At 61.8% G+C, this 25,019-nt stretch carries 26 protein-coding genes; 13 read left to right on the top strand and 13 right to left on the bottom strand.

From position 1 onward, the window contains the following. Nucleotides 1-144: 144 nt before the first annotated feature. Nucleotides 145-2,001: an ABC transporter ATP-binding protein gene (locus J3456_RS08270; protein ID WP_349579724.1), complete on the top strand. Its 1,857-nt coding sequence runs from the start codon at nt 145-147 to the stop codon at nt 1,999-2,001. Nucleotides 2,002-2,034: 33 nt separating this feature from the next. On the opposite strand, the gene J3456_RS08265 is transcribed toward J3456_RS08270, so the two are convergent. Further along, the gene (locus tag J3456_RS08265; RefSeq protein ID WP_349579723.1) at nt 2,035-2,718 is read right to left on the bottom strand and encodes a TIGR04283 family arsenosugar biosynthesis glycosyltransferase; all 684 of its coding nucleotides are present in this window, start codon (nt 2,716-2,718) and stop codon (nt 2,035-2,037) included. 64 nt (nt 2,719-2,782) lie between these two features. Between J3456_RS08265 and ygfZ the strand changes: the two genes are divergently transcribed. Next, nucleotides 2,783-3,529: a CAF17-like 4Fe-4S cluster assembly/insertion protein YgfZ gene (gene ygfZ / locus J3456_RS08260; RefSeq protein ID WP_349579722.1), complete on the top strand. Its 747-nt coding sequence runs from the start codon at nt 2,783-2,785 to the stop codon at nt 3,527-3,529. A 68-nt stretch (nt 3,530-3,597) separates the two neighbouring features. On the opposite strand, the gene efp is transcribed toward ygfZ, so the two are convergent. Beyond that, a complete protein-coding gene (gene efp / locus J3456_RS08255; protein WP_093740442.1) occupies nt 3,598-4,161 on the bottom strand; it encodes an elongation factor P in 564 nt (187 codons plus the stop codon). A gap of 222 nt (nt 4,162-4,383) precedes the next feature. Here efp and J3456_RS08250 point away from each other — a divergent pair, with 222 nt between their 5' ends. Beyond that, nucleotides 4,384-4,704 (top strand): DUF6280 family protein, encoded by a 321-nt coding sequence (locus tag J3456_RS08250; RefSeq protein WP_007120494.1) that lies wholly within the window; start codon nt 4,384-4,386, stop codon nt 4,702-4,704. Between the two features lie 73 nt (nt 4,705-4,777). Here J3456_RS08250 and J3456_RS08245 read toward each other — a convergent pair whose 3' ends face one another. Continuing rightward, nucleotides 4,778-5,356, bottom strand: coding sequence for a cobalamin biosynthesis protein CobQ (locus J3456_RS08245; RefSeq protein ID WP_349579721.1), 579 nt, complete (start codon nt 5,354-5,356; stop codon nt 4,778-4,780). Between the two features lie 60 nt (nt 5,357-5,416). On the opposite strand from J3456_RS08245, the gene J3456_RS08240 reads away from it, so the two are divergent. Next, a complete protein-coding gene (locus J3456_RS08240) occupies nt 5,417-6,874 on the top strand; it encodes a cobyric acid synthase (protein WP_349579720.1) in 1,458 nt (485 codons plus the stop codon). A 32-nt stretch (nt 6,875-6,906) separates the two neighbouring features. Here the strand turns inward: J3456_RS08240 and J3456_RS08235 are convergent, their stop codons facing one another. Both J3456_RS08235 and J3456_RS08230 read right to left on the bottom strand, forming a co-directional pair. Further along, nucleotides 6,907-8,019: an S-(hydroxymethyl)glutathione dehydrogenase/class III alcohol dehydrogenase gene (locus tag J3456_RS08235; protein WP_349580020.1), complete on the bottom strand. Its 1,113-nt coding sequence runs from the start codon at nt 8,017-8,019 to the stop codon at nt 6,907-6,909. Between the two features lie 124 nt (nt 8,020-8,143). Continuing rightward, entirely contained in the window at nt 8,144-8,605 is a 462-nt protein-coding gene (locus tag J3456_RS08230; RefSeq protein WP_067629340.1) for an Lrp/AsnC family transcriptional regulator, read from the bottom strand. 124 nt (nt 8,606-8,729) lie between these two features. Between J3456_RS08230 and J3456_RS08225 the strand changes: the two genes are divergently transcribed. Continuing rightward, a complete protein-coding gene (locus J3456_RS08225) occupies nt 8,730-12,131 on the top strand; it encodes an indolepyruvate ferredoxin oxidoreductase family protein (RefSeq protein ID WP_349579719.1) in 3,402 nt (1,133 codons plus the stop codon). 610 nt (nt 12,132-12,741) lie between these two features. Further along, the gene (locus tag J3456_RS08220) at nt 12,742-13,719 is read left to right on the top strand and encodes a response regulator (RefSeq protein WP_349579718.1); all 978 of its coding nucleotides are present in this window, start codon (nt 12,742-12,744) and stop codon (nt 13,717-13,719) included. A 48-nt stretch (nt 13,720-13,767) separates the two neighbouring features. On the opposite strand, the gene J3456_RS08215 is transcribed toward J3456_RS08220, so the two are convergent. Further along, entirely contained in the window at nt 13,768-14,133 is a 366-nt protein-coding gene (locus tag J3456_RS08215; RefSeq protein WP_349579717.1) for a hypothetical protein, read from the bottom strand. Between the two features lies 1 nt (nt 14,134). Continuing rightward, nucleotides 14,135-14,374, bottom strand: coding sequence for an Lrp/AsnC family transcriptional regulator (locus J3456_RS08210; RefSeq protein WP_007120503.1), 240 nt, complete (start codon nt 14,372-14,374; stop codon nt 14,135-14,137). 159 nt (nt 14,375-14,533) lie between these two features. Between J3456_RS08210 and hisB the strand changes: the two genes are divergently transcribed. Both hisB and hisH read left to right on the top strand, forming a co-directional pair. After that, the gene (hisB, locus tag J3456_RS08205; RefSeq protein WP_349579716.1) at nt 14,534-15,121 is read left to right on the top strand and encodes an imidazoleglycerol-phosphate dehydratase HisB; all 588 of its coding nucleotides are present in this window, start codon (nt 14,534-14,536) and stop codon (nt 15,119-15,121) included. A 4-nt stretch (nt 15,122-15,125) separates the two neighbouring features. Beyond that, nucleotides 15,126-15,764: an imidazole glycerol phosphate synthase subunit HisH gene (gene hisH / locus J3456_RS08200; RefSeq protein WP_349579715.1), complete on the top strand. Its 639-nt coding sequence runs from the start codon at nt 15,126-15,128 to the stop codon at nt 15,762-15,764. Between the two features lie 180 nt (nt 15,765-15,944). Here hisH and J3456_RS08195 read toward each other — a convergent pair whose 3' ends face one another. Next, complete coding sequence (locus tag J3456_RS08195) at nt 15,945-16,334, bottom strand: DUF2147 domain-containing protein (RefSeq protein ID WP_120350629.1); 390 nt, start codon at nt 16,332-16,334, stop codon at nt 15,945-15,947. Nucleotides 16,335-16,463: 129 nt separating this feature from the next. On the opposite strand from J3456_RS08195, the gene hisA reads away from it, so the two are divergent. From hisA to J3456_RS08180, 3 genes are read left to right on the top strand one after another with little or no spacing between them, the layout of a single operon-like run. Then, the gene (gene hisA, locus J3456_RS08190; RefSeq protein ID WP_120350628.1) at nt 16,464-17,183 is read left to right on the top strand and encodes a 1-(5-phosphoribosyl)-5-[(5-phosphoribosylamino)methylideneamino]imidazole-4-carboxamide isomerase; all 720 of its coding nucleotides are present in this window, start codon (nt 16,464-16,466) and stop codon (nt 17,181-17,183) included. 3 nt (nt 17,184-17,186) lie between these two features. Further along, nucleotides 17,187-17,948 carry an imidazole glycerol phosphate synthase subunit HisF gene (gene hisF / locus J3456_RS08185; RefSeq protein WP_349579714.1) on the top strand — a complete coding sequence of 254 codons (762 nt, stop codon included), beginning with the start codon at nt 17,187-17,189 and terminating at the stop codon, nt 17,946-17,948. Next, nucleotides 17,945-18,253 carry a phosphoribosyl-ATP diphosphatase gene (locus J3456_RS08180; RefSeq protein ID WP_259948764.1) on the top strand — a complete coding sequence of 103 codons (309 nt, stop codon included), beginning with the start codon at nt 17,945-17,947 and terminating at the stop codon, nt 18,251-18,253. The genes hisF and J3456_RS08180 overlap by 4 nt, the downstream gene beginning before the upstream one ends. Nucleotides 18,254-18,255: 2 nt before the next feature. Here the strand turns inward: J3456_RS08180 and J3456_RS08175 are convergent, their stop codons facing one another. Beyond that, nucleotides 18,256-18,669 carry a CoA-binding protein gene (locus tag J3456_RS08175; RefSeq protein WP_349579713.1) on the bottom strand — a complete coding sequence of 138 codons (414 nt, stop codon included), beginning with the start codon at nt 18,667-18,669 and terminating at the stop codon, nt 18,256-18,258. A gap of 174 nt (nt 18,670-18,843) precedes the next feature. Between J3456_RS08175 and J3456_RS08170 the strand changes: the two genes are divergently transcribed. Both J3456_RS08170 and J3456_RS08165 read left to right on the top strand, forming a co-directional pair. Continuing rightward, a complete protein-coding gene (locus J3456_RS08170; RefSeq protein WP_502989497.1) occupies nt 18,844-20,118 on the top strand; it encodes an acyl-CoA dehydrogenase family protein in 1,275 nt (424 codons plus the stop codon). A gap of 1 nt (nt 20,119) precedes the next feature. Further along, nucleotides 20,120-20,896 carry an SDR family oxidoreductase gene (locus tag J3456_RS08165; RefSeq protein ID WP_349579712.1) on the top strand — a complete coding sequence of 259 codons (777 nt, stop codon included), beginning with the start codon at nt 20,120-20,122 and terminating at the stop codon, nt 20,894-20,896. Nucleotides 20,897-20,908: 12 nt separating this feature from the next. Here J3456_RS08165 and J3456_RS08160 read toward each other — a convergent pair whose 3' ends face one another. The 4 genes from J3456_RS08160 to J3456_RS08145 form a co-directional block, all read right to left on the bottom strand. Next, complete coding sequence (locus tag J3456_RS08160) at nt 20,909-21,784, bottom strand: acyl-CoA thioesterase (RefSeq protein WP_349579711.1); 876 nt, start codon at nt 21,782-21,784, stop codon at nt 20,909-20,911. A gap of 84 nt (nt 21,785-21,868) precedes the next feature. Next, nucleotides 21,869-22,903 (bottom strand): phosphotransferase family protein, encoded by a 1,035-nt coding sequence (locus J3456_RS08155; RefSeq protein WP_349579710.1) that lies wholly within the window; start codon nt 22,901-22,903, stop codon nt 21,869-21,871. Next, nucleotides 22,900-23,892 carry an NAD(P)H-dependent flavin oxidoreductase gene (locus J3456_RS08150; RefSeq protein WP_349579709.1) on the bottom strand — a complete coding sequence of 331 codons (993 nt, stop codon included), beginning with the start codon at nt 23,890-23,892 and terminating at the stop codon, nt 22,900-22,902. The genes J3456_RS08155 and J3456_RS08150 overlap by 4 nt, the downstream gene beginning before the upstream one ends. Nucleotides 23,893-23,922: 30 nt before the next feature. After that, nucleotides 23,923-24,744: an SDR family oxidoreductase gene (locus J3456_RS08145; protein WP_349579708.1), complete on the bottom strand. Its 822-nt coding sequence runs from the start codon at nt 24,742-24,744 to the stop codon at nt 23,923-23,925. Between the last annotated feature and the right edge of the window lie 275 nt (nt 24,745-25,019).

The following is a 25,019-nucleotide window of genomic DNA, read 5'->3' as shown; positions in this document are numbered from 1 at the left end:
CGCCAGGTAAGCCGCGCCCGTGAAGGTCTCCCACTGGCGAGGAACCCTCCCGATCTGCGCTTGGCGCAGCCCGCGCTACGGCTTGCCCTGCCTCCCCTGCTTTCGTACACGGGATCCGACTGCCCAAAAGGATCAGGCACCGGCATGAATGATGACAGTTACACCTCCGCGCAGTTGATGCGTTGGCTTTGGCATGACTATCTAAAGAAACACACCGGCCTGATGGCCATCGCGGTGATCTTCATGATCATTGAAGGCTCGACCTTGGGCGTGCTGGCCAAGCTGATGGAGCCGATGTTCGACCGTGTCTTTGTTGGCGGCGACCAAGGTGCGCTGGTCTGGGTGGGGCTGGTGCTGGTGGCGATCTTTGCGCTGCGCGCGCTGGCCACGGTGGTGCAGAAGGTACTGCTGACCCGCGTGGCGCAACGCACGGCGGCGGATCTGCGCATCGACCTGTTGGACCGGATGATGCAGCAGGATGGTGCATTTCACCAGAACCACCCGCCCGGTTTTCTTGTGCAGCGCGTGCAATCGGATGTGAACGCGGTCAGCGATGTCTGGCGCGCGGTGATCACCGGCGCGGGGCGCGATCTGGTGGGGCTGGTGATCCTAATGGGTGTCGCCATTGCGATTGATCCGATCTGGGCACTTCTGGCGATGGTCGGTGTGCCGCTGATGGTGCTGCCTGCCGCCATCGCCCAGCGCTTCGTCCGCGCCCGCTCGCGTGAGGCGCGCGACATCGGCGCCAGCCTGTCGACACGTCTGGACGAGGTCTTTCACGGCATCGTGCAGATCAAACTCAACGCGCTGGAAGACTATCAAGCCCGACAATACCGCGAGTTGACGCGCACTTTTATTCGCACCGAAGTTCGCGCCGCCTTTGGCAATTCCGCGATCCCGGCGATGATCGACATCATGTCAGGCATCGGGTTCATGGCCGTGATCGTCTATGGCGGGTCCGAGATCATCGCGGGCAACAAGACCATTGGCGAGTTCATGACTTTCTTTACCTCGCTCGGGTTCATGTTCTCCCCCCTGCGCCGTCTCGGCGCGATCAGCGGCCTGTGGCAGATGGCCGCCGCCGCGCTGGAGCGGATCAAGGAGCTGCTCGACGCGCCCTTGCACCTGCGCAGCCCGGCCAAGCCCGTGGCCGCGCCCGATGGTCCGCCTGACGTTGCCTTGGCGGATGTTTCGCTCTCCTACGGTGATACGAAGGTGCTGAATGCGTTGAACCTGACCGCGCAAGCGGGCCATACGACCGCCCTTGTCGGCGCCTCGGGCGCGGGGAAATCGACCATTTTCAACCTGCTCACGCGGTTGGTCGATCCACAAAGCGGCACGGTTCAGATCGGCGGGGTCGACACCACGTCGATGACCATCCCGGACCTGCGCGGCCTGTTTTCTGTCGTGACGCAAGAGGCGCTGTTGTTTGATGAGACCCTGCGCGAGAATATCGTGCTGGGCCGCGAAAACGTCAGCGACGAAGAACTCGACCGGGTGCTGAAAGCCGCCCATGTGGCCGATTTCCTGCCGCAGCTTGAACAGGGGCTAGAGACCCGCGTCGGCCCGCGCGGCTCAGCCCTGTCGGGCGGGCAGCGTCAGCGTGTGGTGATCGCCCGCGCCCTGCTGCGCGACACGCCTATCCTGCTGTTGGACGAGGCCACCAGCGCCTTGGATGCGCAATCTGAACAGGTTGTGCAGGACGCGCTTGATCGGCTCGCCAAGGGGCGCACCACCATCGTCATCGCGCATCGGCTCTCGACCATCCGCAGCGCGGATAAGATCGTGGTGATGGACCGTGGCCAAGTTACCGATGAAGGCACCCACGACGAATTGATGGAGCGCGGCGGCATCTATGCCGACCTTTACCGCCTGCAATTCCGCGACGGAAAGACGGTGTCGGATGCACGCGGCCTCAGCGCCCTCTCTGCGAAAAAGCGCCGCGAAAGGGCGCGCCAGCCCAATCTGCTCCAACGGATCGGGGCGGTGTTCTTTAACTGAGAGCAGGGGCGTGGGGGCAACCCGCGCCCTTTTTCACGACCGCCGATAGCTTTCCGCAAGGGCGTTGGGGCTGGCGCCCATTGCATAGCGCATCAGCGTCCAAAGGTTGCGCCCGCCGCGGCGCAGCCAGCCCTGACGGCGGTATTTCTCGGCACTGGTCACGGCAATGCCTTCGAGCCGCGCCAAACGGCCCCGCAGGGCGCGGGCCAGTGCGACATCCTCCATCAGCAGCTGATCGGGGTAACCGCCGACCGCGTCATAAAGCGCGCGCGGCAGCAGCAGCCCCTGATCGCCATAGGGCAAGCCACAAGCGCTGCGCAGGTTCGCCCAGCCCGCGACCAACCGCGGCGCCAGCCCGCGCTGATCGAACCGCAGACGAAACCACCCCGCAGCCCCTGGCCCGCGGGCCATGTGATCCTGCACCGCATCGGTCCACCCCGGCGCCAGCACCGTGTCGGCGTGCAGCACCAAGAGCCACTCCCCCTGCGCCGCCTCGCATCCGCGCCGCAACTGCCCGCCGCGGGAGGGCGCGCCTGAGATCACCTCGGCCCCCCAGCCTTCGGCCAGCTGAGGCGTGCCATCTGACGACCCGCAATCGCTTAGGATCACCTCGCGGATCAGCCCGGCCTGCAAGCCTTCGACAAGCGCAGCAAGGCAGGCAGGCAGCGCGGCGGCTGCATTGAGACTGGGAATGACGACAGAGATCGGCGCGCGCATGGTTGCCCCTTTTGGATGGGTTTGACAGGTTATATGTCATGGCCAGCAATCAAAGGACAACCGCATGACCACGCGCCGCATTCTGCGCCTCTCCGGCCCCGACACCCGCGACTTCCTGCAAGGCATCGTGACCAATGACGTTGGCAAACTGGACCAAGGCCCGGTCTATGCCGCCCTGCTGACGCCGCAGGGCAAATATATGGCTGATTTCTTTCTGATCGCTGACGGCGATAGCGTTCTCCTTGATGTGGACGAAAGCCTTGGCGACATGCTGAGCCAACGGCTGTCGATGTATAAGCTGCGCGCCAAGGTGACGATTGAGCCGACCGATCTGCACCTGCACCGTGGCACCGGCCCCGCACCCGAAGATGCTGTGGCCGACCCGCGTCACCCGGAAATGGGTTGGCGCGCCTATCGCGACACACCGCAGACAGATGACACGACCGATTGGAACGCCCTGCGCGTGGCGCATCTGATCCCTGAAACTGGCGTGGAACTGACCCCGGATACGTTTATCCTCGAAGCCGGGCTCGATCGGATCAACGGGCTCGACTTCCGCAAGGGCTGCTATGTCGGCCAAGAGGTCACGGCGCGGATGAAGCACAAGACCGAATTGCGCAAGGGGCTGACGCGGGTCGAGGTTAGCGGCACCGCCGCGCCGGGCACGGCGATCACGGCAGATGGCAAACCGGCCGGCACGCTGTTCACTCAAGCGGGGAACCAAGCGCTGGCGCATCTGCGGTTTGACCGCGCCAAAGGGCCGATGCAGGCGGATGAGGCGCAGGTCACTTGGCCCGGCCCTGCCACCTGAGCGCCCCAAAACAAGAAAAAGCCCCGGCAAAACCGGGGCTGATCTAGCTTACGTTGGATGACGTTGCGTCAAGCGCGTTCGACATATTCCATGGTTTCGGTGTTCACCACGATCGCTTCGTCCTGCCCCACGAAGGGCGGAACAGAGATCTTCACTCCGTTTTCCAGAATGGCCGGCTTGAAGGAATTCGCTGCTGTCTGGCCTTTGACGACCGGCTCGGTCTCGGCAATGTTGCAGACCACTTTTTGCGGCAGACGGGCGTTCAGCGCCTCGGCCTCATGGTACTCGACCACGATCATCATGCCGTCTTGCAGGAAGGGGCGCGTGTCGCCCAGAAGCTCGGCGTCAAGCTGCACCTGCTCATAGGTTTCGGTGTCCATTACCACCAGCATACCGTCGTCTTCATACAGAAATTGCTGGTCTTTTTGCTCCAGACGCACGCGCTCGACCTTGTCCGCAGAGCGGAAGCGTTCGTTCAATTTGGAGCCGTTGCGCAGGTTGCGCATTTCGACTTGGGCAAAGGCACCGCCCTTGCCGGGCTTCACGTGATCGACCTTCACGGCCGCCCAAAGGCCACCGTTATGTTCAAGGACGTTTCCGGGGCGGATCTCGTTTCCGTTAATCTTGGGCATGTGACAAAACCACGACATAAGGTTGATGATAAGATGACCGGCTCTATATCGGGAGGGATGGTCCCCTGCAAGCGGGCGATATCCGGGCGTCGCTGCGGCAACTAGATATGCGCAAGCTGCATGGGAGGTATGCTAAATAGAGGTATCCGAATCAAAGGATATCCGTCATAAGGGCCTCCACGCCCGAATGACAAGAGCAAGAATAATCGAAAGGACGACGAGATGAAAGATTTCGTTGATGGCACCGCTTTCAACAACGAGCAAGGCAACCGCGCACGCAAGCTCTTTGCTGCTGTGGTGCTTGCTGCTTTGGATGACGCAATTGCCGACGACAAGAAATATGGCAACGGCCCAGAACAGATCGCCCGCTGGGCCCGTTCGCGCGATGGCCGCGAAGTGCTGAGCTGCGCCGGGATCGACCCCAATGAGCGGGTCGTCGAAGGCCTGATGGAATTTGTCGGCAAAGGCGTGCGGACCTCCGTCGCCCTGTCGCGCGAAGAGTCCGAGCGCCGCAATGCCGCGCTGCAGGCCGAAGCCGCCTGAGAATATCCGCCAAGCGGAGCAATTGACGCAGCCTTCGGGCTGCGTTTTTTTGTGTCTGCTGTTTCGCTCGCGGTCAGTCTGCTCCGAAAAAGAAGATCCAGTTGCGCAGGGCCAGCCCCTCGGCCAGCAGCAGCGCCAACGTCAGGCAAGAGAGCACCCAGCCGGGCCTGCGCCACCACAGCGTAATGGCGGCAAGGGTGCTGACCAGCGCCTCAATCGGAGCGACCCAGCCCGCGCCGTGACGCACATCCCAATAACTGACCGGGCTTTCGAATATCCACCCCGTTAGTGGCCAGAAATGCGCCCGCCCGTCATCGTGGTGCAGCGGCAGGTCGAACATCAGATGCAGCAGCGCCGCCCCCGTCAGCGCCACGGCCCAGCCCGCCTCCCGCCAGACTGCCAGCGCCAATAGTGCGCCCCAGACGATGAATGAATTATCTATCGAAAAAATCGTCTGCCAGAGATTGGAATAGTAAAGCTCCCCAAAGACCACACTCCCCGGCAGCCCTTGGACATAGAGCGCAAAGCCCGCCATCAGATAGAGCGACAAGTCCGGCAGCAACGCTCCGGCGAGCGCCGCCCAGATCAACGGCTTGGCCCCTTCCCGCCCCATCACGGCAGCGCCCAAAAGCAAATGTGCAGGCGTGTTCATCGCGGCTCTTTCCCCTTCGCTCATTTTGGGCCAGTTTGCGCGAAACAGGGGCAGAATGACATGACCAAAGCCATCATGATACAGGGCACCGGCAGCAATGTCGGCAAGTCGATGATCGTTGCCGGATTGATCCGCGCCTGCACCCGTCGCGGGCTGCGCGTGCGCCCGTTCAAACCGCAGAACATGTCCAACAACGCCGCCGTCACCGAAGACGGGGGCGAGATTGGCCGTGCGCAGGCGCTGCAAGCCCGCGCCGCTGGCGTGGGGCCGCATACGGACATGAATCCGGTGCTATTGAAACCCCAAAGCGCCACGGGTGCGCAGGTCGTGGTGCAAGGCCAGATCGCAGGCCAGCAAGAGGCGCGAGAGTTTGGGCGTAACAAAGCCAGTCTGATGCCCGCCGTGCTGCAATCCTTTCACCGCTTGGCCGAAAACTGCGATCTAATCGTGATCGAAGGCGCAGGTTCTCCGGCAGAGACCAATCTACGCGCGGGCGATATCGCCAACATGGGCTTTGCCCGCGCCGCCGGGGTGTCGGTGGTGCTGATGGGCGACATCGACCGTGGCGGGGTGATCGCGCAGATCGTCGGGACGCAGGCGGTGCTTAATGCCGAAGACAACGCGCTGATCCGGGGCTTTGCCGTCAATAAATTCCGCGGCGACCGGAGCCTTTTTGATGCAGGTCGCGACGACATCGCCGCGCGCACCGGCTGGCCCAGCCTTGGCGTGATCCCGTGGTTCGACGCCGCGCACCGCCTGCCCGCCGAAGATGTGATGGACCTGCCCGCCCGCGCCCGCTCCGGTGGCTCAGGCTGTGTGATCGCCGTGCCCCGTCTGCCGCGCATCGCCAATTTCGATGACCTCGACCCATTGGCCGCCGAGCCCGGCGTTGACCTGCGGATGATCATGCCCGGCAGCCCCCTGCCCGCCGACGCCGATCTGGTGCTGATGGTCGGCAGCAAATCAACCATCTCCGACCTCGAAGCTTTCCGAGCTGAGGGGTGGGACATCGACCTTGCCGCGCATATCCGGCGGGGCGGCCACGTGCTGGGGCTGTGCGGTGGCTATCAGATGTTGGGCAAGACCATCACCGACCCGCAGGGCATTGAAGGCCCGGCAGCGCGGGTGGCGGGGCTGGGGCATCTGGACGTTGAGACGACGATGGCCCCACTGAAACATTTGGCTGAAAAATCCGGCCAGCACCCCGCCAGTGGCACCGATCTCACGGGCTATGAAATCCACATCGGCGAAACCACAGGCCCCGATTGCGTCCGCGCTTGGCTCACCTTCGACGGCACGGCTGAGGGCGCGGCCTCCCCCTCTGGCCGGGTGCAGGGCTGCTATATGCATGGAATTTTCAGCTCAGACGCCTTTCGCCGCGCCTATCTCAGCGGTTTCGGCGTGACCTCGTCGCTGGACTTTGAAAACGGCGTGGAGGATGCGCTCGACGCGCTGGCCGATCATGTCGAGACCTATATGAATGTCGACCAGTTCCTCTCCCTCGCGGCAGAGGTTTAGGCTGGAGAGCGCGCAGCCCTCCAGCCCATCGTTTAGAACTCGACGACCGCGCGGATCGATTCACCTTTGTGCATCAGTTCAAAGCCTTCGTTGATCTGATCCAGCGTCAGCTTGTGCGTGATCATCGGGTCGATTTCGATTTTGCCGCTCATGTACCAATCAACGATCTTGGGCACATCCGTCCGCCCCTTGGCCCCGCCAAAGGCGGTCCCGCGCCAAACCCGGCCCGTCACCAATTGGAATGGCCGCGTCGAAATCTCGGCCCCCGCAGGTGCCACGCCGATGATGATGCTTTCGCCCCAGCCCTTGTGGGCGCATTCCAGCGCGTCGCGCATGACTTTGGTGTTGCCGGTCGCGTCAAAGGAATAATCCGCGCCGCCTTTGGTCACCTCGACCAGATGCGCCACCAGATCGCCCTCGACGCTCTTGGGATTCACGAAATCGGTCATCCCGAAATAGCGCCCGACCTCTTCCTTGTCGTCGTTAAGATCAACACCGACGATCTGATCCGCACCTGCCATCCGCAGCCCTTGGATCACGTTCAACCCGATGCCGCCCAGCCCAAAGACCACGCAGCGCGCGCCCAGTTCGACCTTGGCCGTGTTGATCACCGCACCGATGCCCGTGGTCACGCCGCAACCGATGTAGCAAATTTTATCAAAGGGCGCGTCTTTGCGGACCTTGGCCAGCGCGATTTCCGGCACCACGGTGTGGTTGGCAAAGGTTGAGCAGCCCATATAGTGGTGGATCGGCGTGCCATCGAGCATCGAAAACCGCGTTGTGCCGTCGGGCAGCAGGCCTTGGCCTTGGGTCACGCGGATTTTTTGGCACAGGTTGGTTTTGCCCGACAGGCAGTATTCGCATTCGCGGCACTCGGGTGTGTAGAGCGGGATCACATGGTCGCCCGGCTCCAGCGTGGTCACGCCTTCGCCGACTTCCAACACCACGCCCGCGCCTTCGTGGCCGAGGATCGCGGGGAAGATGCCTTCGGGGTCGTCGCCCGAGCGGGTGAATTCATCGGTGTGGCACAGGCCGGTTGCCTTGATCTCAACCAAGACCTCGCCGCGTTTCGGCCCTTCAAGGTTCACCTCCATGATTTCAAGCGGTTTGCCAGCTTCCACGGCAACGGCGGCACGGGTTCTCATCATGGGTCTCTCCTTCGAGGTTAATCACTTGGGTCTATATGGAGCACGCAGGCGTCAAATGTCCATTTCAGAAAGACACCGCAGCTTCACGCGCGTTTCGCCAATGGGGCACGCGGCGTTCATTTCAGCCGGTGATCGGCGCGTCGGATTTGATCTGCCGCAAGATCACATTGGTGGTGGCCGAATTGACCGCCGGGTGCAGGAACAAAAAGCTTTCCAAAAAGGCGTTATAGGCGTCGATATCGCGGCAAAGAACGCGCAGGTGATAATCCGCTTGGCCCGTGGTGGCGAAACACTCCGTCACCTCCGTCCGGCTTTGGATCGCACGGATGAAACTGGCAAGAGCCGAGGCATCATGCCGGGTCAGATGCACATGCACCATCGCTTCAAACCCCAGCCCCATCGCCTTTGGATCGACCACCGCGGCATAGCGTTTGATCACCCCCGCCTGCTCCAACGCCTTGACCCGCCGCCAGCAGGCAGAGGCGGAAATATTCAGCTTTTCGGCAAGTTGCGCATTGGGCAGCCGCGAATCCTGCTGGAGCAGAAACACAAGCTGGCGGTCTGTCGCATCCATTTCACTCATTGGTTAATTCCCTCACCAAACGGAACTTTGATGGATAAATTACCCGGATTTCACCCATTTCTCCAGCAAAACCGGAGCCAAAATTCGGACCCCCTGCGGTATACTCCCAAGTGAGGAGACCCCCATGACAGACCAACCGCGCGAATTTACCACTTATAAACTCGACGACCGCTATGATCAGACCGAAGGCCGCGTTTTCCTGACCGGGACGCAGGCGTTGGTGCGCATCATGCTGGATCAGGCCCGCCGTGATCGCGAGGCGGGGCTGAACACCGCCGGTTTCGTTTCAGGTTACCGCGGCTCCCCCTTGGGCGGGCTCGATCTGGAATACTGGCGCATCAAAGACCGGGTGGCCAAGGCGGGGGTGAAGTTCCTGCCCGCAGTGAACGAAGACCTCGGTGCCACCGCGGTCTTGGGGGCGCAACAGGCCCACCTCGACCCACAGGCGGAGGTCGAGGGCGTCTTTTCCATGTGGTACGGCAAGGGGCCGGGGGTGGACCGTTCGGGCGACGCGCTGAAACATGGCAACGCTTACGGCTCCGCGCCCAAGGGCGGCGTTTTGGTGGTGGCGGGCGACGATCACGGCTGCGTCTCGTCCTCCATGCCACATCAGTCCGACGTGGGCTTCATGTCGTGGTTCATGCCAACGCTGAACCCAGCAAGCGTGGCCGAATATCAGGCGTTCGGCGAATACGGCATCGCGCTTTCACGCTTCTCGGGCACTTGGGTGGGTTTCAAGGCAATCTCGGAAACCGTGGAAAGCGGCGCATCGGTGACGCTGACGCCCGACCGCGTGTTCAACCAGCCTGACTACACCGCGCCTCCGGGCGGGCTGCATGTGCGGTTGGGCGATCTCCCCTCCCCCGAGATCGAGACGCGGCTGCACCACAAGCTCGACGCGGTGCAGGCCTTCATGCGCGCCAATCCCATTGACCGGCATATCTACGACACGCAGGACGCCTCTTTCGGCATCGTGACCACCGGCAAGGGCCACCTCGACACGATGGAAGCGCTGCGGCTTCTGGGCCTTGATCAGGCTGCCTGCCGCCGCCTCGGCATCGACATCTACAAGATCGGCATGGTCTGGCCGCTGGCGCTGGACGATGCGCTCGACTTCGTGAAGGGCAAGCGCGAAGTGCTTGTGATTGAAGAGAAACGCGGCATCATCGAAAGCCAGTTCAAGGAGGCATTCTATGACTGGCCCGGCTCCAAACCCGCGCGGATGGCGGGCAAACATGACGAAAACCTTGAGGAGTTAGTGCCTTGGACTGGCGAGCTGTCGCCGCTCAAACTGCTGCCGATTATTGCCGCGCGGCTCAATGCCTTCTTCCCCGAAGAGAACCTGCTGGAAAAGGCCCGTGCCCTGACTGACCAGCCGCCCGTGCTGCTAAACGTCCCCGGCGCCACCCGCACGCCTTACTTCTGTTCGGGCTGCCCACATAACTCCTCGACCAAACTGCCCGAAGGGTCAAAGGCCAACTCCGGCATCGGCTGCCATGTCATGGCCTCGTGGATGGACCGCGAGACGGCCGGTTTTGCCCAGATGGGCGGCGAAGGCGTGCCGTGGATCGCAACCTCGATGTTCAACGGAGGCAAACACGTGTTCCAAAACCTTGGCGAGGGCACTTGGTACCACTCCGGCTCGCTCGCCATCCGCCAAGCGGTCGCGGCAAAGACGAACATCACCTACAAGATCCTCTACAACGACGCCGTTGCCATGACCGGCGGGCAGCCTGTCGATGGCCCTGTCTCTGTCGCCGCCATCGCGCAGGCCTGCCGCGCAGAAGGCGTGGCGCGGATCGCGCTGGTCTCGGACCGGCCCGAACTGTTGCAGAAGGGTGATTTCCCTGCCGGCACTACATTTGATCACCGCAGCGCGCTTGACCGCGTACAGCGCGAGCTGCGCGATATTCCGGGCGTCACAGTGCTGATCTACGAGCAGACCTGCGCCACCGAGAAACGCCGCAAGCGCAAGCGCGGGTTGATGGACGACCCTAAGAAATTCGTCATGATCAACGATCTGGTCTGCGAGGGCTGCGGCGATTGTTCGTTGGAATCCAATTGCCTAAGCGTTGAGTCGAAGAAAACTGAGTTCGGCACGAAGCGGCAGATCAACCAATCGACCTGTAACAAGGATTACTCCTGTCTCAATGGGTTCTGCCCCTCTTTCGTCACCGTCGAGGGCGGCAACCGCCGCAAACGCTCTGGGGCCGGGCTGGACGTGGCGGGCCTTTCGGCGCAGCTGCCGATGCCTGAACTGCCCCAACTCGACCAGCCCTTTAACCTGCTGGTGACCGGCGTCGGCGGCACCGGCGTTGTCACCGTGGGCGCGCTCATCACCATGGCGGCGCATCTCGAAGGGCTGGGCTCCAGCGTGCTGGACTTCACCGGCTTTGCACAGAAATTCGGCACCGTGCTGGGCTATGTGCGGCTCGCCCAAACCCCCGAGGACGTGCATCAGGTGCGCATCGATCAGGGCGGCGCCGACGCGGTTATCGGCTGCGACATGGTGGTCAGCTCCGCGCCCAAAGCCTCGGCCCACTACCGGCGCGGCACGCGGATCGTGCTTAACCGCGCCGAGATGCCGACCGGCGATCTGGTGCTCAACCGCGACGCGGAGTTGCGCATCGACGACCGCGAAGCGGTTATCGCGCAGGCTGTGGGAGCTGAGAACCTCAGTGCCTTTGACGCCAACGCCATGGCCGAAAAGCTGATGGGCGACGCGGTCTTCGCCAATGTGATGATGCTGGGCTATGCGTGGCAGAAGGGGCTTGTGCCGGTCTCGCTCACCGCGTTGGAGCAGGCGATCGAGTTGAATGGCGTGGTGCCCGACAAGAACCGCGCCGCCTTTGGCTTTGGCCGGGTCATGGCCGCAAACCCCGAGGCGATTGAGGCGCATTTTGCCCCGGCGCCCGCGCCCGATGACAGTGTCGACAGCTTGATCGCGCGGCGGATGGAGTTCCTCACCGGCTACCAGAACGTTGCCTATGCCCAGCGCTACAAGGAAAAGCTTGACGCGCTGGCATCGAAGGTGCCGCAGGGGTCGGACGACCTGCTGCGCGCCGCGGCGAAATCGCTGTTCAAACTCATGGCCTACAAGGACGAATACGAGGTCGCCCGCCTGCACCGCCAAAGCGGTTTTGAGGATCGCATCGCCGATAGTTTCGAGGGCGACTACAAGGTGCACTACCACCTCGCCCCGCCCGCATGGCCCACCGGCCGCGATGGCCGCGGACGCCCCAACAAGCGCAAGTTTGGCCCGTGGATGGGGCGTGCCTTTGACCTATTGGCCGCGATGAAACCCCTGCGCGGCACATGGGCCGACCCGTTCAGCTATGGCGCTGATCGCAAGCTGGAGGTCGGGCTGATCGACTGGTACGAGGCGGTCATGGCCAAGGCCCCGGCCCTGCCCCATGACGAGGCGCTCGCGGTACTTTCCGCACCGATGGAGATCCGCGGCTACGGCCCTGTGAAAGAGGCCGCTGCCGAAAAGGTGCAGACTGAGGTCGCCGCGCGCTTAGGCTAAGAGAGGTGTCGAGAAATCGCCGCGTAGCCCGGCTTCAATCAATTCGAGGTCGGGCGACCAGTGGGCAAAGTGCGCCACCATCCCCGGGGGAATGACGAAAACGTCGCTCGCCTGCAGCTAGCGCGGCGCTTGCAGAAATTCCGCCAAGATATCGCCCAGCAAGCGCATCAACATGGCCCCCCTCACGGTTCCTGCCTCAGCCGAGCAGACTGCGGCGGTAGGCGGCAACGGCGCGCAACGCACGACATCCAATAAAGTTTCTCTCGATCACCCAAGCGTGAAGGCGAGTCGCAGCGCAAAAGCCCCCAGGATCACAAGAACCGCATATTCTCGCCCCGTTTTGGCTCTTTATTCCGACTCTCTGCGCCCAGAATTCCGCACGGTATCCGCCAAATCACCTCCCGCGATGCGGGAAAACAAGAGGGAGCGGCGGCCCCAGGCTGCAAATTCAATGGTTTCGCGGAACTTCAAAATATGGTTAATAATTAACGGAACGGAACAAGCTATTAGTGCAGCAACGTCACAATTTCGCCGGGTTTATGCGACTAAATGTGAACAGATTATTAAGACACCCGGACTGCCCGTCTGCCCCACGAAAGAGGTGCCAAAAATGAAAATTCTTGCCGTTGACGATGACCCTTTCATTCGCGAATTGCTGCCCGTCGTTTTCCGCGAAGCTGATTATCCCTATCTGACACTGGCCGAGTCAGGCGCTGCCGCTTTGGAACTGCTCGAAAACACCAAAGACCATTTTGATTGTCTGCTCTTGGATATCGAAATGCCAGAAATGGACGGCATCACCCTGTGCCGCCGCATCCGCGTGCTAGAGACTTATCAAGACACGCCGATCTTGATGGTGACCTCGCGCGCCGACGCGACCGCGATCGAAAGCGCTTTTGCCGCTGGGGCCAACGACTATGTGACCAAACCTTTCGATGTAAAAGACATCGCAACCCGCGTGCATATCGCCGAGCGGATGTTGGAAAACACCCAGCGTGCCCCGCGCCTTGACCCGCGTCATCTGAAAGAAGCAGGAGAGCCCGGCGCCCATGATTTTGCGCTGGCCGATCCTGTGCATATCAACGGGGTCGAGCAGTTGGTGCTGCCCTTCTCTTTGGGCAATTACCTGTCACAACTGTCGCGCCAACACCTTGATATCTGTCAGGTCTTCGCCGTGAAGATCGAACATATCGATGAGCTTTACGCGACCTGCAACACCCGCGAATTCGCCCGCGCCGTTACCTCTGCCGCCCAAGCGATCGCGCGAGTGGTCGATTGCCCGCAACTGCTGATGACCCACAATGGGTCTGGCACGCTGCTGTGCATCGTGACCGGCGACAGCCTGCCCGCATGGCCCGAGATCGAAGTGCTCATTCAAGGTGAGCTTGACGGGATGGACCTGCGCTATGATGACAACAGCCCGCTGTCGGTAATGCTTTCCGTGGGCGGCCCGATCCAGCCCAATGCCAGCCGCACCCAGCGGGTCAGAAAGACATTTGACCGCGCCATTCGCCGTGTGGCAATGCGCCAGAAGGTGAAACTCGACACCGCCCCGCCCGAGAAACCCTCCGTCTCCGCCGCGCATTGAGCCAAAAGAGACCTCATAAAAACCCGCCTCACCGGCGGGTTTTTGCATTCAGTTGATGGGGAATTGCACCAGACAACGCTCGGCGATGCGGCGGTAATCCTCCAATGTGTCCGGTACGCTGCGCCGGTCGCGCATCACCTCCATCGCCGCACGTTTCTGGGCCCAACTGCCCTCAACATGGCGGTCAAGGATGCGCACGGTGACGCCCAGCATCACGTTTTTCTCCCCCTCGCCGATCAGCTCCGCCGAAGAAAGCGCCACAGCCGTCAGGGCCAGCGTGTTGGCGCAGCGCAAAGCGGCGGCCTCGCGCCCCTCATAGATCCGTGTGTCCGCTGTCGCCATGCCGGGATGGGCCAGCGCGCCAAGGGACAAAGCAAAAACCGAAACCGCCGTTAGAGAGAACCTGCGCGGCACCTCAAAAGACCTTGAAGGTCATCGTGGTCAAGGATCGCTCAATGCCTTCGATGTCCAAGAGGTTGTCGTTGATGTAAACGCCCACATCCTCCCCCTTGGGGATATAAAGCTTCATCAGCAGGTCATATTCACCAGAGGTGGAATAAAGCTCGGAATGGATTTCGCGCAAGGCGATTTCCTCGGCCACACGATAGGTCGTGCCCGGTCGGCAGCGGATCTGGATGAATACGCAGGTGGTCATGTCGCGCCTCTTTCTGGGATTTGGTTCAAGCTGACATATGGGCCCTGCCCCCGCAATCCCCGATCGCGTCAGCCCCGGCTAAAGGTGCTTCACCGCTTGGGCTTGGCGCGGCGGCATGCCCTGCTATAAGGGCGCAGCAATTGCCTTCGGAGATGCCCCATGCGTCGCAGCACCCTGACCCGCACCACCGCCGAAACCGACATCACGGTCGAGATCAATCTCGACGGCAGTGGCCGCTATGACAATGAGACCGGCGTGGGTTTCTTTGACCATATGCTCGACCAATTGTCGCGCCACTCGCTGATCGATATCACCGTGCGCGCCAAAGGCGATCTGCACATCGATGATCACCACACGGTCGAAGACGTAGGCATCACGCTGGGCCAAGCACTGACCCAAGCGCTCGGCGACAAACGCGGCATCCGCCGCTACGGGTCTTGCCTGCTGGCCATGGACGACGCGCAAATCCGCTGCGCGCTCGACCTCTCTGCACGGCCGTTTCTGATCTGGAACGTGGATTTCCCCACCAGCAGCATCGGCACATTCGACACCGAACTGGTGCGTGAGTTCTTCCAAGCGCTCAGCACCCACGGCGGCATCACCCTGCATGTCGACGCGCTGCACGGGTTCAACAGCCACCACATCGCCGAAGCGGCCTTTAAATCCGTCGCCCGCGCCCTGCGCGAGGCGCTTGAAACCGACCCGTGCAAAGCGGATGCCATCCCCTCGACGAAGGGCGCCTTGTAAGCCAATGCTGACAGCAATCATCGACTACGAATCCGGCAACCTGCACTCGGCCCACAAAGCCTTTGAGCGTATGGCCCGTGAAAATGACGCAGGCGAAGTCACCGTGACCTCAGACGCCGAGGTCGTCGCCCGCGCCGACCGTCTGGTGCTGCCCGGCGATGGCGCCTTCCCGGCCTGCATGGCAGCGCTGAAAGGCGCCGGTGGCCTCTATGACGCCATGGTCGAAGCGGTCGAAGAAAAGGGCCGGCCCTTCCTCGGCATCTGTGTCGGTATGCAACTGATGGCCAGCATGGGCCGCGAGTACAAAGACACCCCGGGATTGGGCTGGATCGGCGGAGAGGTGACCCAGATCAACCCCGCGGACCCGAAACTCAAAGTCCCCCACATGGGCTGGAACGACTTGGTGATCGATCATGACCATGCGGTCTTCAACGGGTTGCACACCGGTGATCACACCTATTTCGTGCACAGCTACCACATGGCTGTAGCAGACCCTGCCGAACGGCTGGCCCATGTCGATTACGGCGGCGAGGTCACCGCTGTCATCGGCCGCGATACGATGCTGGGCATGCAGTTTCACCCGGAAAAAAGCCAGACCACCGGCCTGCGGCTGATCTCGAACTTTCTGAACTGGACGCCTTAACCAGCGCCGCGCTTGTTCAAGCGTCGGACGGTATTTAAGAAAGGATGAAGTTGAAGAAAGACCCTCTTTAACTTCATCCTTTTACAAATACCTCTGCGCTGCCCTTGCCTTCCGCAAAACGCAAAGAAGGCGCGGAGATCGTTCCTCGCGCCTTCTGACTTAGGTATTGATGCAGCGGCTTTACTTAATGCGCGCCCAGGTCTGTTTCGAACAGATCAGCCCGCCCGCGACGCAGCCCGAAAGTTTAAGCGATTTGCCCGAGACGTCCATCTTGCCGATATAGATTTTGCCGTTCGAAGGGCGCCATACTTTACCGGCGTATTTGCCGCCGCCCTGAGGCTTCATATCGATGACAAGCGTTTTGCCGATATTGGGTGATTTATACTCACCGCTGTCGTTGAACGTGCGCGCGATGGTGCCGCAGATCGCCCCGCCGCAGGGGGCCATTTTCACATGGGCATAGGCGCCGTCATCCACCTGCGTTTGCCAAGTACCGACGGCTGGATCCGCCGCATGGGCGGCACCTGTCAGGCCAAGGCCCAAAAGGGCCGCTGCAAAAAACTGTTTCATGATCTCTCCTCCCGATCTGGGTTTAGTGTTAGACACAACGTTCTTTCGGGCAAGACTGACCTAGGGTCGCGTTGCAAAATCCTTGGCGACGTGCAAAAGGAAGCCAACGTTCAAAACAAGGGCCCGGCCATGATCCTCTACCCCGCTATTGATCTCAAAGACGGTCAGGCCGTGCGCCTCGTGCATGGCGATATGGACCGCGCCACCGTTTTCAATGACGACCCTGCCGCCCAGGCGTTGAGTTTTGTCGAGGCGGGCTGCGAATGGCTGCATCTGGTTGATCTTAATGGCGCCTTTGCCGGAACACCGGTGAATGCCGCCCCGGTCGAGGCAATTTTGAAAGCCTGCAAGGTGCCTGCGCAATTGGGCGGTGGCATTCGCGATATGGCGACGATCGAAAGCTGGCTGGATAAGGGCTTGGCCCGGGTTATTCTGGGCACCGTTGCTGTAGAAAACCCTGAACTGGTCCGCGAGGCCGCCGCCGCCTTCCCCGGTCATGTTGCCGTGGGAATCGATGCACGGGGCGGCCGGGTTGCGACCAAGGGCTGGGCGACGGAGACCGATGTCATGGCCACCGATCTCGCGAAATCCTTTGAAGACGCGGGCGTGGCCGCGATTATCTATACCGATATCATGCGCGATGGCGCGATGGGTGGGCCGAATGTCGAGGCGACGGCCGATCTGGCGCGGGCGGTTTCGATCCCGGTGATCGCCTCGGGTGGGGTCTCGTCGCTCGAAGATCTAGCGGCGCTGCGCGACACCGGGGTGATCGAGGGGGCGATCTCGGGTCGGGCGCTTTACGACGGCGCGATCGATTTGACCGAAGCCATGAAGATGTTGAAGGGCTGAGCCATGCTGAAGACCCGCATCATCCCCTGTCTCGACGTGGCCGATGGGCGCGTGGTCAAGGGCGTGAACTTTGTCGGCCTGCGCGATGCGGGCGATCCGGTGGATGCCGCCATCGCCTATGATGCGGCGGGTGCGGATGAGCTCTGTTTCCTCGATATCCATGCCACCCATGAAAACCGCGGCACGATGTTCGATCTGGTGACCCGCACGGCCGAGCATTGCTACATCCCGCTGACCGTGGGCGGTGGTGTGCGGACCGTGGCAGATGTGCGGGCGCTGCTTTTGGCGGGGGCCGACAAGGTCAGCTTTAACTCCGCCGCCGTGGCGAACCCGGATGTGATTGCCGAAGCGGCGGATCATTTCGGCAGCCAGTGCATCGTCTGCGCCATTGATGCCAAGACGGTCAGCCCCGGCAAATGGGAGATTTTCACCCATGGCGGGCGCAAGTCCACGGGCATCGACGCGGTCGAATTTGCGCACACCGTGGCGGCCAAGGGCGCGGGGGAAATTCTGCTGACATCCATGGACCGCGATGGCACCAAACAGGGCTTCAACCTGCCGTTGACCCGCGCCATTTCCGATGCGGTTTCGGTGCCAGTGATTGCTTCGGGCGGGGTCGGCAATCTGGATCACCTCGTTGATGGGGTGATCGAAGGCGGCGCATCGGCGGTGCTGGCGGCGTCGATCTTTCATTTCGGCGAATACACCGTGCATGAGGCCAAGCAGCATATGGCCGCAGCAGGCATTCCAATGAGGCTTTCATGACGCTTGATGACCTTTACGCCACCATCCTGAGCCGGAAAAGCGCTGATCCCTCAAGCAGTTGGACGGCGCAATTGCTGGCCAAAGGGCCCGAAAAATGTGCCGAGAAGTTTGGCGAAGAAGCGGTTGAGGCGATCATCGAGGCGGTAAAGAACGATCCGAAGGGGCTCACCTCGGAAGCGGCGGATGTGCTCTATCACCTGCTCGTCATGCTGGCGGCGCGTGATGTGCCGCTTAGCGATGTGTTGGACGAACTGGCGCGGCGCCAGTCGACATCGGGCATCGCAGAAAAGGCCGCGCGAAACTAGGCTCAGCCCAGCAGGCGCGGGATTTCAACCTTGGGGCAGCGGTCTTGAATCACATCCACGCCGCGGGCTTCGGCCTTGGCCGCGGCTTCGGCATTGGTGATCCCCATTTGCATCCAGATCGTTTCCAGATCGGGAAACGCCGCGAGCGCCTCATCCACGACGGGGGGCACATCCTCGGACCGGCGGAAAATATCCACCATCTGCACCGGCGGATCAATCTCGGCCAATGTCGCGACGATGGTCTTGCCGAAGACTTCTTTGCCCGCGTGCACGGGGTTCACTGGCACCACATCATACCCTTTTTGTGCAAGATATTCAGCGACATAGTGGCTGGGCCGCGCCGGGTTGGGGGATACGCCGACCACCGCGATGCGGCGGGTGCGGGTGAGAACGTCTTTGATCAATGCATCTGTCATATGCTGAACTTAAGCGCCTGCGCGCGGGTTTCAACGCCGTAATGACGCGGCGTAAAGCGTGGTGCCCCCTGCCCGTGATTGGCAAGCCTGCAACGATTGCATAGGCTCGCCCCAAAGGAACGCCCAGCGGAGGAGCCGGGCGGCACCGCGAACCATCATCACCGGGAGCATAGGATGATCGATCAGACTTTGGACATGAACAATCTCGAAATGTCGGAAAAGGCCAAGCCGCTTTTGGCCGCTGTTACCAAGCACATCCGCGAGAATGTCGATCCGATCACCGAGGAGTTTTTTCGCCTTGGCGAAGGCCGCGCCGACCGTTGGTCCTATGCGCCGGGTCAATTGGAATTGCTCGATGGGGCCAAGCAGAAGGCGCGAGAAGCGGGGTTGTGGAACTTCTTTTTGCCCAATGCCGAGACGGGCGAAGGGCTGGCGAACCTTGATTACGCCTATATCGCCGCTGAACTGGGCAAAAGCCCGCTGGCCCCGGAAACGCTGAACTGCTCGGCGCCCGATACCGGCAATATGGAGGTGCTGGAGCGTGTCGGCACGCCTGAGCAAAAAGAGCAATGGCTGAAGCCCCTGCTCGCGGGCGAAATCCGCTCTGCTTTTGCGATGACAGAGCCTGATGTGGCCTCCTCTGATGCACGGAATATCTCGACCAGCGCGGTTTTGGATGGCGACGACTGGGTCATCAATGGCGAGAAATTCTATATCTCCGGTGCGGGCGATCCGCGCTGTAAGATTATGATCGTCATGGTGAAAACCTCGCCCGAGGCTGAAACCTTCCGCCAGCAGAGCCAGATCCTCGTGCCGATGGACACGCCGGGGGTGGAGATCCTTGGCCCGATGCATGTCTTTGGCCATGACGATGCGCCGCACGGGCATATGCACATCCGCTTTACCGATGTGCGCGTGCCGCGTGAGAACGTGCTTTGGGGCGAAGGGCGCGGGTTCGAGATCAGTCAGGTGCGGCTTGGACCGGGGCGGATTCACCACTGCATGCGCTCCATCGGGTCGGCGGAAAAAGCGCTGGACCTGATGATTGAGCGCGGGCTGGGCCGTGAGGCATTCGGCAAGAAAATCATCGACCTTGGCAAGAACATGGAAACCATCAGCCGCGCGCGGATCGACATCGAAGCGATGCGGCTGATGGTGCTGAAAGCGGCCAAGGCGATGGATGTCTTGGGCAACAAAGAGGCCCGCATCTGGGTCAGCATGATCAAGGCGCTGGTGCCGGAAAAAGCCTGCGAGATCATCGACGCCTCGATGCAGGTGCATGGCGCCACGGGGATGAGCCAGTGGAGCCCGCTGTCGGGCATGTACACGTGGCAGCGCGCTCTGCGCTTTGCCGATGGGCCGGACGAGGTGCACCATCAGGTCATCGCGCGGGCCGAGGTGAAGGCGTTTCAGGCGTCGAACACGCGCGGCTCTGACGGCGACAGCTAATATGGACCTCGAGGGACGCGTCATCGTCATCACCGGGGCGGCCAGCGGCATTGGGCGGGCCATGGTCCTGCGCTTTGCCAAGGAGGCGCCAGCGCATCTGGTCTGTGTGGATATCGATGGCCCGGGGGCCGAGGCGACGGCGGCCGAGGTTGGCGGCACGGGCTTTCGCATCGATGTCGCACGCGAGGCCGAGATCGCCCAGCTGATCGAAACCGTTGAGCGTGACATCGGGCCGATTGATCTATTCTGCTCCAACGCTGGCATCTCGGTCGAGGGCGGGGTCGAGGTGCCGGATGCCGATTGGCAGCGCATCTGGGAGCTCAACGTGATGAGCCATGTGCGCGCCGCGCGGCATTTGGTGCCGCTGATGCGCGCGCGGGGCGGAGGCTATTTGCTTAACACCGCCTCGGCGGCGGGTCTGCTCAATCAGGTCGGGGCCGCGCCTTACGGGGTGACGAAACACGCCGCCGTTGGCCTCGCTGAATGGTTGGCGATGACTTATGGCGATGATGGGATCAAGGTTTCTGTGCTTTGCCCGCAGGCGGTGCGGACCGAAATGATGCGCGGGCTGGAGGATCATGTCGCCGCGATCGACGGCATGCTTGAGCCGGAACCCGTGGCCGACGCCTGCGTGCAGGCGATCCGCGATGAGGTGTTTCTGGTGCTGCCGCATCCGCAGGTCCGCGACTATATGCGCGGAAAGGCGCAGGACTATGAGCGCTGGATTGGTGGAATGCGCAAGCTGAACCGGCGGTTCGGGGGACCGAACGACGGCTAGAACGCTCCGCTTTTAGCTTTCACCCTTAGGCCGTATCGGCCGCAGCAGCCCCTCTTGCGCCACGCTCGCCACCAGCTGACCATTCTGATTGTAGATCATCCCGCGATTGAACCCGCGCGCCCCACCGGTAAAGGGCGCATCCAGTGCGTAAAGATGCCATTCATCGAACCGGATCGGCGCATGAAACCACATGGCGTGATCCAGACTTGCCGTCATCACCTTGCCCTGAAACCACGTCAGCCCATGGGGTCGCAGCGACGAGCCCAGCAGGTTCATGTCAGAGGCATAGGCCAAAAGCGCGTGCTGCATGACCGGGTTCTGGCCTTCGGCCGCGGCCATGCGGAACCACAGGTAGTTGCGGTCGTCGACCTTTTCGGGCGTCATGAAATCGCGTGGCTCGACCTCCCGGATCTCGATGGGTCGCTCGCGCAGAAAGTCCCCACGATATTTTTCGGGCAGCTTCTCGGCAAAAGCCGAGCGCAACTCAGGTCGGTCCGGCCAGTTTTCGGGGGCGGAAACCTGCGGCATCTCATGCTGCCAGTCAAACCCCTCTTCCTCCACCTGGAAAGACGCCGACAGGTTCAGGATCTGCTTGCCATGCTGGATCGCCACCACCCGCCGGGTCGTGAAACTACCCCCATCCCGGGCGCGGTCGACCTGATAGATCACCGGTATCTTCGGATCCCCGGGCCGGATGAAATAGGCATGAAGCGAATGGCATGCGCGCTCGGGCACCGTGCGATAAGCGGCCATCAACGCCTGCGCGATGACATGGCCGCCAAAGATCCGCATCGAGGTCTCGCCCCCCGCGCCCGTGCCCCGAAACAGATCGACCTCAAGCTGTTCGATATCCAACAGATCAAGCAATTGCCGCGCAGCATTTGTCATGGGTCATCCTTTCAGGCCGGGTGTTCCGGCCCTAGCAACAGGTTTTCGTCCCAAAGCTCAAGCACCAAAAGCCTTGCTGCCCGGTCAGCGATCGCGATCCAGCGCCTCTAGCCCGTGGCGCGCAAAAACCGGGACATATTGCCCCAATTTCAGCCCATATTCGGGGTTTGAGGCATTGCCTTCCAACGCGCGTTTCAGCACGCCTTGGATGATGGCGGCCATGCGGAAAAAGCAAAAGGCGAGGTGATAGCCGAAGTTGTCGATCCCCTTCAGCCCGCGCCTGCGGCAATAGGCGGCGATAAACTCCGCATCGGCCGGCAGGCCAAGCGCCTTGCGGTCCACCCCGGCCAAGCCGCGCCCCTCGGTCCCTACGGGCATCTGCCATTGCATGATGACGGCGGCGAGATCGGCAAAGGGGTGACCGATTGTGGAAAGCTCCCAATCCAAAACCGCGCGGCAGGCCGTGCCATGGGTATCAAAGATCATATTGTCGATGCGGTAGTCCCCGTGCACCAGCGTGCGCTGCCCGTCATCCTCGGGCACCTCCGTGCTCAAGCGCTGCATCAGCGCATCCATATCGGGCTGTGGCTCTGTCTCGGACGCGCGGTACTGCTTTGACCAGCGCCCCACCTGCCGCTCAAAATAGTTGCCCGGCGGGCCGTAGTCCGACAGGCCAACCGCGTCGATATCGACCTCATGCAAGGCGGCCAGCACCCCGTTCATCTCATCCACGACCGCGCCGCGCTCCGCCGGGGTGAGTTCCGGCAGGGTCGGATCGTTGAAATTGCGGCCCGGAACATGGTCCATGACATAGAACATCGAGCCGATGACGCTCTCATCCTCACAGAGCAGATGCATCCGCGCGACCGGCACCTGACTGTCGGCCAATGCCCGTTGCACCCGAAACTCCCTGTCGACTGCATGGGCAGATTTCAACAGCGTTCCCGGGGGCTTGCGGCGCAGAACATAGTCATGCGCAGGGGTCGAGAGCAGGAAGGTGGGGTTCGATTGGCCCGCCTGAAACTTGGTCACTTCAAGCGGCCCGGCAAAGCCCGGCAGGTTTGCTTCCAACCAGCGGCAGACCGCCGCCTCATCCAAGGTTTGTGTATCCGTGCTCATTGCGCAAACTCCGCGGCCAACCGGGCACCGGCGGCGCGGTATTCCGCTTCGATCCGATCCACCAGTTCAGCCACCCCGCCGATCTGCTTGACCGCGCCGATGCCCTGCCCCGCGCCCCAAATCTCCTTCCACGCTTTGGGCTTGGAGGAGCCGGAGCCGAAGTCCATTGAAGAGGCATCCGCCGATGGCAGATTGTCCGGGTCCATCCCCGCCGCCTCAATCGAAGGCCGCAGATAGTTGCCCGAGACCCCGGTGAAGAGCGAGGAGATCACGATGTCATCCGCGCCGCCAGCCACGATCATGTCTTTGTAACCCGGCACGGCGTTGGCCTCACGCGTGGCGATAAAGGCCGAGCCCATATAGCCCAAATCCGCCCCCATAGCGCGCGCGGCCAAGAGCCCCTCGCCCGTGGCCAAAGCCCCCGAGAGCAGAAGCGGGCCATCGAACCATTCGCGAATTTCGCGGATCAACGCAAAGGGAGACTGTGGCCCCGCGTGCCCCCCGGCCCCGGCGGCCACGGCGATCAGCCCATCGGCGCCCTTCTCAATCGCCTTCCGGGCAAAGCGGTTGTTAATGATGTCATGCAGGACCACGCCGCCACAGGAATGCGCGGCCTCGTTAACCTCCACCCGCGCGCCGAGTGAGGTGATCCAGATCGGCACCCGATGCTTTACGCAAATTTCAAGGTCGCGCTCCAACCGGCTGTTAGACCGGTGCACGATCTGGTTCACCGCAAAAGGCGCCGCAGGCCGGTCCGGGTTCTCTTGATTGTGCTTGTCCAAAGCCTCGGTGATCTGGGTCAACCACGCATCAAGCAGCGGCCGCTCGCCCTCGGCCTCGCGGGCATTCAATGCCGGGAAAGACCCGACGATCCCAGCCTTACACTGTGCGATAACCAACTCAGGCCCCGAAAGGATGAACATGGGTGAGGCGACCAGCGGCAGGCGCAGCCCGCGCAGGGCTTGGGGTAAATGGCTATCGTCACGCATGGGCGCTCTCCGTCTGAACTTTCGTATTGGTCATGACAATGCTCTTTCAAAAATATTGGGGCCTGACATCACGTTGATGCCGCCGCTAACCGGGATCACCGCCCCGGTGACATAGGCCCCGCCGCGCCCGCAGAGAAACAGCATACAGCCCGCGATATCTTCATCGCGGCCGACACGGCCAAGCGGGACATCATTGCCCACGGCTTCTCGTGTGGTCTCATCTTGGGTGGCGAAGGCCGTCATACGCGACACAAATGGCCCGGGCGCCAGCGCGTTCACTGTGATCCCCTCCCCGGCCAGTTCCTTGGCGAGGATTTTACTCAGGTGGATCACCGCCGCTTTGGAGGCGGCGTAGCTATAGGCTCCGTCGCCCATCTCGCGCTCGCCCATGACCGAGCCTACATTTACGACCCGTGCCGGATCATCCGCCGTGGCCCCGGACCGTAGCAGCGGCAGCAGCTTTTGCGTCAAATCGAAAAGGCCGGCAACATTCACGTCCATGACCTTTTCCCATGCCCGGAAGGGGAATTGCCCCAGCGGCGCGCCCCATGTCACGCCCGCGTTGTTCATGAGAATATGCAGCCGGTCGCCGCGCGCCTGAACCTCGGCCACAAGCGCGTCAACGCCCCCTTCGCTGCCGACATCACCGGCGAAACCTTCGGCACTGCCCCGGGCGCCTAGCGCATTCAACTCCTCCGCGACGGCTTGGCAGGCCTCTCCGGTCCGGCTGGCCAGCAAAACCCGCGCGCCCGCCCGTACCAATGCCTCAGCCGCCATGCGCCCGATGCCCGTGGCGCCGCCAGTGATCAGCGCGGTTTTCCCCTCCAGCCCAAAAAGCGTCTCAATATCCATGTCCTGCCTCCCAGCCGCCGACTTTGACGTCACTGTGACAGGGCGTTGGGCGGGGTCAAGCGGATGGGAAGCCGCAGGCGCAGTAACCGGGCGTCATAACAACTCGAAAAAAGAGTAGTTTTACAAAGCAAAACCGCCGCAGCTTTAAAGCTGCGGCGGTTTTGTTATTCTGTTCATCGTCGAGAGATACTTAATATCAGGAACTTATTAGGTTTGGCGATGACCTACTCTCCCACGTCTTAAGACGCAGTACCATCGGCGCTACGGCACTTAAC

Origin of the sequence: Sulfitobacter sp. NFXS29 (genome assembly GCF_040148765.1) — a bacterium.
In the GTDB taxonomy this organism is placed as follows: Bacteria; Pseudomonadota; Alphaproteobacteria; order Rhodobacterales; family Rhodobacteraceae; genus Sulfitobacter.
This window is presented reverse-complemented; position numbering and strand designations above follow the sequence as displayed.

Excerpts from the sequence above, each read along its gene's own strand:
- J3456_RS08175 (WP_349579713.1), bottom strand. The coding sequence starts at position 18,669 with ATGACAGATGCATTGATCAAAGACGTTCTCACCCGCACCCGCCGCATC.
- J3456_RS08160 (WP_349579711.1), bottom strand. The coding sequence starts at position 21,784 with ATGACAAATGCTGCGCGGCAATTGCTTGATCTGTTGGATATCGAACAG.
- J3456_RS08220 (WP_349579718.1), top strand. The coding sequence starts at position 12,742 with ATGAAAATTCTTGCCGTTGACGATGACCCTTTCATTCGCGAATTGCTG.
- J3456_RS08165 (WP_349579712.1), top strand. The coding sequence starts at position 20,120 with ATGGACCTCGAGGGACGCGTCATCGTCATCACCGGGGCGGCCAGCGGC.
- J3456_RS08270 (WP_349579724.1), top strand. The coding sequence starts at position 145 with ATGAATGATGACAGTTACACCTCCGCGCAGTTGATGCGTTGGCTTTGG.
- J3456_RS08225 (WP_349579719.1), top strand. The coding sequence starts at position 8,730 with ATGACAGACCAACCGCGCGAATTTACCACTTATAAACTCGACGACCGC.
- J3456_RS08150 (WP_349579709.1), bottom strand. The coding sequence starts at position 23,892 with ATGCGTGACGATAGCCATTTACCCCAAGCCCTGCGCGGGCTGCGCCTG.
- hisA (WP_120350628.1), top strand. The coding sequence starts at position 16,464 with ATGATCCTCTACCCCGCTATTGATCTCAAAGACGGTCAGGCCGTGCGC.
- J3456_RS08235 (WP_349580020.1), bottom strand. The coding sequence starts at position 8,019 with ATGAGAACCCGTGCCGCCGTTGCCGTGGAAGCTGGCAAACCGCTTGAA.
- efp (WP_093740442.1), bottom strand. The coding sequence starts at position 4,161 with ATGCCCAAGATTAACGGAAACGAGATCCGCCCCGGAAACGTCCTTGAA.
- J3456_RS08170 (WP_502989497.1), top strand. The coding sequence starts at position 18,844 with ATGATCGATCAGACTTTGGACATGAACAATCTCGAAATGTCGGAAAAG.
- J3456_RS08245 (WP_349579721.1), bottom strand. The coding sequence starts at position 5,356 with ATGAACACGCCTGCACATTTGCTTTTGGGCGCTGCCGTGATGGGGCGG.
- J3456_RS08180 (WP_259948764.1), top strand. The coding sequence starts at position 17,945 with ATGACGCTTGATGACCTTTACGCCACCATCCTGAGCCGGAAAAGCGCT.
- J3456_RS08240 (WP_349579720.1), top strand. The coding sequence starts at position 5,417 with ATGACCAAAGCCATCATGATACAGGGCACCGGCAGCAATGTCGGCAAG.
- hisF (WP_349579714.1), top strand. The coding sequence starts at position 17,187 with ATGCTGAAGACCCGCATCATCCCCTGTCTCGACGTGGCCGATGGGCGC.
- J3456_RS08155 (WP_349579710.1), bottom strand. The coding sequence starts at position 22,903 with ATGAGCACGGATACACAAACCTTGGATGAGGCGGCGGTCTGCCGCTGG.
- J3456_RS08265 (WP_349579723.1), bottom strand. The coding sequence starts at position 2,718 with ATGCGCGCGCCGATCTCTGTCGTCATTCCCAGTCTCAATGCAGCCGCC.
- hisB (WP_349579716.1), top strand. The coding sequence starts at position 14,534 with ATGCGTCGCAGCACCCTGACCCGCACCACCGCCGAAACCGACATCACG.
- ygfZ (WP_349579722.1), top strand. The coding sequence starts at position 2,783 with ATGACCACGCGCCGCATTCTGCGCCTCTCCGGCCCCGACACCCGCGAC.
- J3456_RS08250 (WP_007120494.1), top strand. The coding sequence starts at position 4,384 with ATGAAAGATTTCGTTGATGGCACCGCTTTCAACAACGAGCAAGGCAAC.
- J3456_RS08210 (WP_007120503.1), bottom strand. The coding sequence starts at position 14,374 with ATGACCACCTGCGTATTCATCCAGATCCGCTGCCGACCGGGCACGACC.
- J3456_RS08145 (WP_349579708.1), bottom strand. The coding sequence starts at position 24,744 with ATGGATATTGAGACGCTTTTTGGGCTGGAGGGGAAAACCGCGCTGATC.
- J3456_RS08230 (WP_067629340.1), bottom strand. The coding sequence starts at position 8,605 with ATGAGTGAAATGGATGCGACAGACCGCCAGCTTGTGTTTCTGCTCCAG.
- J3456_RS08195 (WP_120350629.1), bottom strand. The coding sequence starts at position 16,334 with ATGAAACAGTTTTTTGCAGCGGCCCTTTTGGGCCTTGGCCTGACAGGT.
- hisH (WP_349579715.1), top strand. The coding sequence starts at position 15,126 with ATGCTGACAGCAATCATCGACTACGAATCCGGCAACCTGCACTCGGCC.